The following is a 9861-nucleotide window of genomic DNA, read 5'->3' on the forward strand; positions in this document are numbered from 1 at the left end:
ATCAATAGTGAATCTAATAGACATGCCGGAGTTATGAATAATACTGTTCAGTGTTTTTCGCGGGGATATACCCTCTGAAGCCAAAGAACGCGAGAGACTATTGATGACAGACTTAAGCCGCTTCTCCCCTGAGTCCTTAATTCCCAAAGTAAAAATGTACTTCAGACACTCACCTACGCCATGCAGTCTGGTTGCTTCTTTGTGCAATGTTTTATCATCTGGGCTCATTGCAGCGTTTACCAGTATATCCATATGTTTTTGTGCTAAAGCATTAATGTTGTCCATTGACATCTCCTTATTGATTGGTTTATCGCTAAGGCGATTCTCTTACTAAGAGACAACGAAAAATATCAAAAAGTGCTCCGGTTTGGCATTAATTCATATTGAAGACATCAATGAATAGATGCCTTTAATATAGATTTAATATCTATATTGAGTTTTGATTCTCAGTACCGACAAATCGCTATTAGTGCGCGCCGCCGCCACTCCCTGCACCGAATGGCGGTTTGGCAAACCGATACCAGGCCGAGTAGCACGAGGAAAATCCCTGCAGACATCCAGAAGATTTCGTTAGCAGAAATAATCAGGCCCTGGTGAGTAATGCCAGTCAGTTAAGCAACTGACTGGCCCTTTTTGTGCACAGAAAACCCCCAGCCAGGCTGAGGGTTCCGTAAAGCTTTCAGCTTTGGGCCAGTTATTAAAACCCCTTTTGATTTGTTAAAACATCTTGCGGTCTGGCAACTGCAAAAGTTCAACAAGAAATCAAAAGGGGGTTCCAATGGGGGACGAGAAGAGCTTAGCGCACACCCGATGGAACTGTAAATATCACATAGTTTTTGCGCCCAAATACCGAAGACAAGCATTCTACGGGGAGAAACGCAGGGCGATAGGCAGCATCTTAAGAAAGCTGTGCGAGTGGAAAAACGTACGAATCCTGGAAGCGGAATGCTGCGCAGATCATATCCATATGCTGTAAGCGTAAAGCCAGCGCCGTATGTAGCCATTAAGGGATGCTATTAATGCCAAAATCATAACCCCTTTAAAATGTCATTTTTATCTCATTTCATTTCCAATTGTAATGATAACCATTCTCATGTTAATGTAGACGCGTGATAATTAACTTTTGATGCAATCCGCATGTCTGACCGCGCCACTACTACCGCTTGCTTCACGCTCGAGTCGCTTTATGGCGCACATCACGGCTGGCTGAAAAGCTGGCTGACGCGCAAACTCCAATCTGCCTTTGATGCTGATGATATTGCCCAGGACACATTTTTACGGGTAATGGGCAGTGACTCGCTCAAGACTGTCCGTGACCCTCGTTCCTTCCTGTGTACTATTGCCAAACGGGTGATGGTCGACCTGTTTCGTCGAAACGCGCTGGAAAAAGCCTATCTGGAGATGCTGGCGCTGATGCCGGAAAATCTCGCGCCTTCGCCCGAGGAAAGTGAGAGCCAGCTCGAAACCCTGCAACTCATCGACAGCATGCTTGACGGCCTGAACGGAAAAAGACGCGAAGCGTTTTTGCTTTCGCAACTGGAGGGGCTCAAATACAGCGAGATCGCGCTTAAGCTCGGCGTCTCCGTCAGCTCGGTGAAAAAGTATGTGGCAAAGGCTATCGAACATTGTCTGCTGTTTCGTCTGGAGCACGGCTTGTGAACGCTGCTATCTCCGATTCTCGCCGTCAGGCATTGCGCTCAGCATCACACTGGTATGCGGTATTGAGCGGCGATCGCGTTAGTCCGCAGCAGGAAGCTCGCTGGCAACAATGGTATGAGCTAGACCAAGACAATCAGTGGGCATGGCAACAGGTTGAAAACCTACGCAACCAGCTCAACCATGTACCGGGCGATGTCGCCAGCCGGGCGCTGCATGATACGCACCTAACCCGTCGTCACGTCATGAAAGGGCTGCTGTTACTGCTTGGCGTGGGCGGCGGCTGGCAGCTCTGGCAATCTGAGGCCGGTGAAGGTCTGCGTGCCGACTACCGCACCGCTAAAGGCGTGGTCAGCCATGAGCGGCTGGAAGATGGTTCACTGCTGACGCTCAACACACAAAGCGCCGCTGATGTTCGTTTTGATGCGCATCAGCGTACCGTCCACCTCTGGTACGGTGAAATTGCCATCGTTACAGCCAAAGACGACCAACTGCGACCTTTCCGCGTGATGACGCTCCAGGGTCAGCTCACCGCATTAGGCACAGAATTTACTGTCTTTCAGCACGATAACATCACGCGCGTAGCCGTACAGCAGCATGCTGTTGAAGTCAGCCTGGCAAATCATCCGCAGGAAAAACGTATCGTCAACGCTGGCGAGGGCCTGCAGTTTAGCGCGTCTGAATTTGCTGAAATCGCCACATCGGATGATGAAAGCGCAGCCTGGACACAGGGCGTTCTGAGTTTCAGTGATAAACCGCTGGGTGAGGTCATTGCCACGCTGAGCCGTTATCGCAACGGTGTGCTGCGCTGTGATCCGGCAGTGGCGGGACTTCGCCTGAGCGGGACTTTCCCACTGAAAAATACCGATGCAATTCTGAATGTTATTGCTCAGACTCTTCCAGTTAAAATTCAGTCAGTTACACGATACTGGGTCAATATCTCAGCGTTGTAAGAAAAATAATTCTCATTTTTATTGTCCCTTTTCCCCTTCTCGTTCGACTCATAGCTGAACACAACAAAAATGATGATGGAGAAGGTATGACGCATTCACGCGTTTTGCACAAAACAACACCTTTGGTTAATGCCATTCGCCTGTGCCTGCTGCCACTGGCCGGCCTTTCGTTATCAACCTTCGCAGCGCAGGTTGATATTGCCCCAGGTGCGCTCGACAAGGCGCTTAACCAATATGCCGCACACAGCGGAATTACCTTGTCGGTGGACGCCAGCCTGACACGCGGCAAACAGAGCAACGGCCTTCACGGTGACTACGATGTCGAAACCGGTCTGCAACATCTGCTGAGCGGCAGCGGCCTGCAGGTAAAACCGCTGGGCAATAACAGCTGGACGCTGGAGCCCGCACCGAAAGAAGATGCCCTGACTGTGGTGGGCGACTGGCTGGGCGACGCGCGTGAAAATGACGTTTTCGAACATGCTGGCACACGTGACGTTATCCGCCGTGAGGATTTCGCCAAAACCGGCGCGACGACCATGCGCGAAGTGCTCAACCGTATCCCTGGCGTCACCGCCCCGGAAAACAACGGGACTGGCAGCCACGACCTGGCGATGAACTTTGGTATTCGCGGTCTGAACCCGCGCCTTGCCAGCCGTTCAACGGTGCTGATGGACGGTATTCCGGTGCCGTTTGCCCCTTACGGTCAGCCGCAGCTTTCACTGGCGCCTGTTTCGCTCGGAAATATGGACGCCATCGATGTGGTACGCGGCGGTGGCGCGGTGCGTTACGGGCCACAAAACGTGGGGGGTGTGGTGAACTTTGTCACCCGCGCCATTCCTCAAGACTTCGGTATCGAAGCAGGTATGGAAGGGCAGCTTAGCCCAACTTCTTCGCAAAATAATCCGAAAGAGACGCATAACCTGATGGTGGGCGGCACGGCGGATAATGGTTTTGGCACTGCCCTGCTTTACTCCGGCACCCGCGGCAGCGACTGGCGCGAGCATAGCGCCACGCGCATCGATGACCTGATGCTGAAAAGTAAATATGCGCCGAACGAGGTGCACACTTTCAACAGCCTGCTGCAATACTATGACGGCGAAGCCGACATGCCCGGCGGCCTGTCCCGCGCAGATTACGACGCCGACCGCTGGCAGTCCACGCGTCCGAACGATCGCTTCTGGGGTCGTCGCAAGCTGGCAAACCTTGGCTATCAGTTCCAGCCGGATAACCAGCATAAATTCAACATTCAGGGCTTCTACACCGAAACCCTACGCAGCGGCTACTTAGAACAAGGCAAACGTACCACCCTTTCACCGCGTAACTACTGGGTGCGAGGCATTGAACCGCGCTACAGCCAGAGCTTTATGATTGGCTCTTCCGCGCACGAAGTGGGCGTCGGCTACCGCTATGTAAGTGAATCGACGCATGAAATGCGTTACTACACCACCACCAGCGGCGGACAGCTGCCGACCAGCGCCAGCCCTTACGATCGCGACACCCGTTCCGGTACCGAAGCGCACGCGTGGTATCTGGATGACAAAATCGACGTGGGTAACTGGACCATCACGCCGGGTATACGCTTTGAACATATCGAGTCATACCAAAACAACGCCATTAAACGTACGCACGAGGAAGTGAGCTATAACGCCCCGCTTCCAGCGCTAAACGTGCTCTATCACCTAACTGATAGCTGGAATCTTTATGCAAACACTGAAGGCTCGTTCGGCACCGTACAGTACAGCCAAATTGGCAAGGCTGTGCAAAGCGGCAATGTGGAACCGGAAAAAGCGCGAACCTGGGAGCTCGGAACCCGATACGACGATGGTGCGCTGACGGCAGAAATGGGGCTGTTCCTGATTAACTTTAATAATCAGTACGACTCCAACCAGCTCAACGATACCGTGACCGCACGCGGTAAAACGCGCCATACCGGACTGGAAACTCAGGCTCGCTATGACCTTGGCACGCTGACGCCAGTCCTCGACAACATCTCCGTCTACGCAAGCTATGCATATGTGAACGCCGAGATCCGCGAGAAAGGCGACACCTACGGCAACCAAGTGCCGTTCTCGCCGAAACACAAAGGCACATTGGGCGTGGACTATAAACCGGGCAGTTGGACCTTCAACCTGAACAGCGATTTCCAGTCCAGCCAGTTTGCGGATAACGCCAACACCGTTAAAGAGAGCGCCGACGGCAGCACCGGCCGGATCCCTGGTTTCATGCTCTGGGGCGCGCGCATAGCCTATGACTTCGGTCCGCAGATGGCAGATCTGAACCTTGCGTTTGGTGTGAAAAATATCTTCGACCAAGAATATTTTACCCGCTCTTATGACGACAACAACAAAGGCATTTACGCCGGCCAGCCGCGCACACTCTACATGCAGGGATCGTTGAAGTTCTAATCCCCGATTACCCGGCCTGCATGCTGTTTTGTGGGCTGGGTAAGCGAAGCGCCACCCGGCTTTCAGGAGCACCCATGTTCACATTTTTTCGAGTTCTTGTTGCAGGCCTGCTGCTTGTCACAGGCCACGCCTTTGCCACCACGGTACAGGATGAGCACGGCATTTTTACGCTTGATAAAACGCCACAGCGGATAGTGGTGCTGGAACTGTCGTTTGCAGACGCGCTGGCCGCCGTCGATGTCAGTCCGGTCGGCATTGCCGACGATAATGATGCGACGCGCATTCTTCCAGAGGTTCGCGCCCATCTGAAAACCTGGCAGTCTGTTGGCACCCGTGCGCAGCCGAGTTTAGAAGCCATCAGTATGCTAAAACCGGATCTGATCATTGCCGATAGCAGCCGCCATGCGGGGATTTGCAACGCCTTGCGGCAAATCGCACCGGTCCTGCTGCTTAAGTCTCGTAATGAAACCTATGCTGAAAATCTGCAGTCTGCGACCATCATCGGCGACGTTGTCGGCAAAAAGGCACAGATGCAATCACGCCTGGAGCAACACAAACAACGGATGTCAAAGTGGGCCAGCGAGTTGCCAAAAGGCACGCTGGTCTTGTTCGGTACATCCCGTGAACAGCAGTTCAATCTGCACACGCGTGATACCTATACCGGGAGTGTCCTGGCCGCTCTTGGGCTGACGGTGCCCGCGATGAAGGCCGGTGTGTCGATGCCATCCATTGGTCTGGAACAGTTGCTGGCAGTCAATCCTGCATGGTTGTTAGTCGCACACTATCGCGAAGAGAGCATCGTGAAACGCTGGCAGCAAGACCCGCTATGGCAGATATTAACGGCTGTGCAAAAACAGCAGACGGCTTCGGTCGATAGTAACGCCTGGGCGCGAATGCGCGGCATTTTTGCGGCCGAACGTATTGCCAGCGACACGGTAAAAATCTTTCATCACCAGCCTTTATCTGATGTGAAATGACAGTTCTCAGACACCCAGCGCTGCAGTGGGGGCTTCCTCTTGCCGCGCTTATCGTTGTTTTCTGGCTGAGTCTGTTTTGCTACTCGGCCATTCCTATTTCTGGGGTTGACGCGATTCGTGCCTTGCTGCCCGACTCTACGCCGACGCTGGCACATGCGCTGGTGCAAAACCTTCGTCTGCCGCGAAGTCTGGTCGCCATTTTGATCGGCGCTAGCCTGGCTCTTGCGGGAACGCTGCTGCAGACCCTGACGCATAATTCAATGGCCTCCCCGTCATTGCTCGGCATAAACAGCGGCGCGGCGCTGGCGATGGCGCTCACCAGCGCCGTCAGCCCAACACCCGTTACGGGTTACTCCATCGCCTTTATCGCCGCCTGCGGCGGCGGCATAAGCTGGCTGTTGGTGATGGCCGCAGGCGGTGGATTTCGCCATACCCAAGACAAAAACAAACTGATCCTTGCGGGTATCGCCTTCTCGGCTTTTTGTATGGCCTTGACCCGTATCACCCTGCTGCTGTCTGAAGATCACGCCTACGGTATTTTTTACTGGCTAGCGGGGGGCGTATCCCACGCACGCTGGCAGGAACTCTGGCAGCTTTTGCCGATGGTGGCGATGGCTGTACCGGTGGTGTTGCTGCTGGCTAATCAACTGAATCTGCTTAACGTCAGCGATAGCACCGCCCGCACGCTGGGGGTCAATCTGCCCAGGCTACGTTTGATCATCAATATTCTGTTGCTGCTTCTCGTCGGCGCCTGCGTCAGTGTGGCGGGTCCAGTGGCGTTTATTGGTCTGCTGATGCCGCATCTGGCTCGCTTCTGGGTGGGATTCGATCTACGCAAGGTGCTGCCGATGAGCATGCTTTTGGGCGCCACGTTGATGCTACTGGCGGATGTTCTGGCGCGGGCACTGGCCTTCCCCGGCGAATTGCCCGCGGGAGCCGTGCTGGCGCTGATTGGCGCGCCCTGCTTTGTCTGGCTGGTCAGGAGGCGCGGATGAAAATTACGATAGTCATTTTCATCGCCCTCGCACTGACAGGAATTTCGGTACTGTCGTTGCAAATGGGGGTGATCTCGGTTCCCTTTCGCGCCCTGATAACCGACTGGCAGACCGGACTCGAATATCATTACGTGTTAACGGCATACCGCCTGCCGCGACTACTACTGGCGCTGTTTGTGGGTGCCGCCCTCGCGGTTGCAGGCGTTCTGGTACAGGGGATCGTACGTAACCCTCTGGCATCGCCGGATATTCTCGGCGTAAACCATGCCGCCAGTTTTGCCTCTGTGGGCGCTCTGCTTCTCTTACCGTCCCTGCCGGTGGTTGCACTGCCACTACTGGCATTTGCCGGCGGTATGACGGGCCTGATCTTGCTGAAAATGCTGGCGAACACCAGCCAGCCAGTGAAGTTGGCGCTCACAGGTGTCGCGCTTTCTGCCTGCTGGGCCAGCCTGACGGATTATCTGATGCTCTCGCGCCCACAGGATGTGAACAGCGCTCTGCTGTGGCTGACCGGTAGCTTATGGGGTCGTGACTGGAGCTTTGTGAAGGTTGCCGTCCCGCTGCTGATTTTGTTTCTGCCGCTGAGCCTGAGTTTTTGCCGCAATCTCGATCTCTTGGCGCTGGGTGATGCGCGCGCGACCACGCTCGGCGTGTCGGTGTCGCGCACCCGGTTTCGGGCTTTGCTACTGGCTGTCGCCATGACGTCTACGGGCGTGGCCGTCTGCGGTCCGATTAGCTTTATTGGTCTCGTGGTGCCACATATGGTGCGCAGCATTACCGGTGGACGTCATCGCTGGCTGCTGCCCGTTTCGGCCCTGACAGGTGCGTTACTGTTGGTGATGGCCGACCTGCTGGCGCGAATTATTCATCCCCCGCTGGAGCTTCCAGCTGGCGTGCTGACCGCCATTATCGGCGCGCCATGGTTTGTCTGGCTGCTTGTGAGAATGCGATAAATGACATTACGAACGGAAAAACTGACGATCAGTTACGGTACAACCAAGGTATTAGACGGCGTATCACTCACACTGCCTGTGGGCAAGATTACTGCCCTACTTGGCCCTAACGGTTGTGGGAAATCGACGCTGTTAAACTGTTTTTCACGGCTGTTAATGCCGCAGTCCGGCACCGTATTTCTTGACGACAATCCCATCAATACGTTCTCATCGCGCCAGCTTGCCCGCAGGCTGGCACTGCTGCCGCAGCATCATTTAACGCCAGAGGGGATCACCGTCCGAGAACTGGTATCCTACGGCCGCAACCCGTGGTTACCACTTTGGGGGCGTCTTTGTGCGCAAGACAATGCGCGGGTCAATGTCGCCATGAGCCAGACCCAAATCCATCATCTTGCCGACAGACGGTTAACCGATCTTTCTGGCGGCCAACGCCAGCGCGCATTTCTGGCGATGGTCTTGGCGCAGGATACGCCCGTTGTCCTGCTCGATGAGCCAACTACCTATCTCGATATCAATCATCAGGTGGAACTGATGCGGTTGATGGGCGCACTCCGAGGTCAGGGAAAAACGGTAGTCGCAGTGCTGCACGACCTTAATCAGGCAAGCCGATACTGTGATCATCTGGTGGTCATGGCCAACGGACATGTGATGGCACAAGGCACACCGGAAGCAGTGATGAATCCTGGATTGCTGAGAAGCGTATTCAGCGTGGAAACGGAGATCCATCCCGAGCCGATATCTGGCAGACCGATGTGTGTGATAATGTAGATTGTACAGGTCGTATGAAGCAAACCTCGGCTAAACGAAACGGGAACTGTGCCGCTGTGTCTTTCTGACTGGCTCTGAACGCTTACGATGAGCACATCAACTTGTTTTAGAATGCCCGCTTTGTGCTGTGAGTTCAACGGGTCGATGCAACGCTATCCTTAATCGAGGGGGACGTTGCCATGAAACGAAGAACGCGTATTTACTACACGCCAGAGCAGAAAACGATTATCTGGGACAGGTATAAGCAAGGTGATTCCCTGCATGATATCGCCCTGCGTTTCTCCCCGTAGAATGCTTGTCTTCGGTATTTGGGCGCAAAAACTATGTGATATTTACAGTTCCATCGGGTGTGCGCTAAGCTCTTCTCGTCCCCCATTGGAACCCCCTTTTGATTTCTTGTTGAACTTTTGCAGTTGCCAGACCGCAAGATGTTTTAACAAATCAAAAGGGGTTTTAATAACTGGCCCAAAGCTGAAAGCTTTACGGAACCCTCAGCCTGGCTGGGGGTTTTCTGTGCACAAAAAGGGCCAGTCAGTTGCTTAACTGACTGGCATTACTCACCAGGGCCTGATTATTTCTGCTAACGAAATCTTCTGGATGTCTGCAGGGATTTTCCTCGTGCTACTCGGCCTGGTATCGGTTTGCCAAACCGCCATTCGGTGCAGGGAGTGGCGGCGGCGCGCACTAATAGCGATTTGTCGGTACTGAGAATCAAAACTCAATATAGATATTAAATCTATATTAAAGGCATCTATTCATTGATGTCTTCAATATGAATTAATGCCAAACCGGAGCACTTTTTGATATTTTTCGTTGTCTCTTAGTAAGAGAATCGCCTTAGCGATAAACCAATCAATAAGGAGATGTCAATGGACAACATTAATGCTTTAGCACAAAAACATATGGATATACTGGTAAACGCTGCAATGAGCCCAGATGATAAAACATTGCACAAAGAAGCAACCAGACTGCATGGCGTAGGTGAGTGTCTGAAGTACATTTTTACTTTGGGAATTAAGGACTCAGGGGAGAAGCGGCTTAAGTCTGTCATCAATAGTCTCTCGCGTTCTTTGGCTTCAGAGGGTATATCCCCGCGAAAAACACTGAACAGTATTATTCATAACTCCGGCATGTCTATTAGATTCACTATTGAT

The 9861-nt window shown here is 53.3% G+C and carries 7 protein-coding genes and 6 pseudogenes; 10 read left to right on the forward strand and 3 right to left on the reverse strand.

Annotation, left to right across the window (positions count from 1 at the left end):
* Positions 1 to 285: pseudogene (locus OGX91_RS12440) on the reverse strand (pentapeptide repeat-containing protein); the annotation flags it as partial.
* A 181-nt stretch (positions 286 to 466) separates the two neighbouring features.
* Positions 467 to 602: pseudogene (locus OGX91_RS12445) on the reverse strand (hypothetical protein); the annotation flags it as partial.
* Between the two features lie 176 nt (positions 603 to 778).
* Between OGX91_RS12445 and tnpA the strand changes: the two are divergent.
* The 8 genes and pseudogenes from tnpA to fecE form a co-directional block, all read left to right on the forward strand.
* Positions 779 to 973: pseudogene (gene tnpA, locus OGX91_RS12450) on the forward strand (IS200/IS605-like element IS200F family transposase); the annotation flags it as partial.
* 164 nt (positions 974 to 1137) lie between these two features.
* On the forward strand, positions 1138 to 1659 hold the full coding sequence (gene fecI / locus OGX91_RS12455) for a ferric citrate uptake sigma factor FecI (RefSeq protein WP_286626429.1): 522 nt from the start codon (positions 1138 to 1140) through the stop codon (positions 1657 to 1659).
* The gene (fecR, locus tag OGX91_RS12460) at positions 1656 to 2609 is read left to right on the forward strand and encodes a ferric citrate uptake sigma factor regulator FecR (protein ID WP_286626432.1); all 954 of its coding nucleotides are present in this window, start codon (positions 1656 to 1658) and stop codon (positions 2607 to 2609) included. Before fecI ends, fecR begins: the two co-directional genes overlap by 4 nt.
* An 86-nt stretch (positions 2610 to 2695) precedes the next feature.
* Positions 2696 to 5014: a TonB-dependent Fe(3+) dicitrate receptor FecA gene (gene fecA, locus OGX91_RS12465; protein WP_286626434.1), complete on the forward strand. Its 2319-nt coding sequence runs from the start codon at positions 2696 to 2698 to the stop codon at positions 5012 to 5014.
* Between the two features lie 74 nt (positions 5015 to 5088).
* A complete protein-coding gene (locus OGX91_RS12470; protein WP_005121253.1) occupies positions 5089 to 5991 on the forward strand; it encodes a Fe(3+) dicitrate ABC transporter substrate-binding protein FecB in 903 nt (300 codons plus the stop codon).
* Positions 5988 to 6986, forward strand: coding sequence for an iron-dicitrate ABC transporter permease FecC (gene fecC / locus OGX91_RS12475; protein WP_155021009.1), 999 nt, complete (start codon positions 5988 to 5990; stop codon positions 6984 to 6986). Before OGX91_RS12470 ends, fecC begins: the two co-directional genes overlap by 4 nt.
* A complete protein-coding gene (gene fecD / locus OGX91_RS12480) occupies positions 6983 to 7939 on the forward strand; it encodes a Fe(3+) dicitrate ABC transporter permease subunit FecD (protein ID WP_199948086.1) in 957 nt (318 codons plus the stop codon). The genes fecC and fecD overlap by 4 nt, the downstream gene beginning before the upstream one ends.
* On the forward strand, positions 7940 to 8707 hold the full coding sequence (gene fecE, locus OGX91_RS12485) for a Fe(3+) dicitrate ABC transporter ATP-binding protein FecE (RefSeq protein WP_005121257.1): 768 nt from the start codon (positions 7940 to 7942) through the stop codon (positions 8705 to 8707).
* A 265-nt stretch (positions 8708 to 8972) separates the two neighbouring features.
* On the opposite strand, the pseudogene OGX91_RS12490 reads toward fecE, so the two are convergent.
* Positions 8973 to 9083, reverse strand: a pseudogene (locus tag OGX91_RS12490) (transposase); the annotation flags it as partial.
* Between the two features lie 176 nt (positions 9084 to 9259).
* On the opposite strand from OGX91_RS12490, the pseudogene OGX91_RS12495 reads away from it, so the two are divergent.
* Together OGX91_RS12495 and OGX91_RS12500 are read left to right on the forward strand one after the other, a co-directional pair.
* Positions 9260 to 9395, forward strand: a pseudogene (locus OGX91_RS12495) (hypothetical protein); the annotation flags it as partial.
* A gap of 181 nt (positions 9396 to 9576) precedes the next feature.
* Positions 9577 to 9861: pseudogene (locus OGX91_RS12500) on the forward strand (pentapeptide repeat-containing protein); the annotation flags it as partial.

This window comes from Citrobacter sp. Cpa228, from assembly GCF_030333085.1.
In the GTDB taxonomy this organism is placed as follows: Bacteria; Pseudomonadota; Gammaproteobacteria; order Enterobacterales; family Enterobacteriaceae; genus Citrobacter; species Citrobacter pasteurii.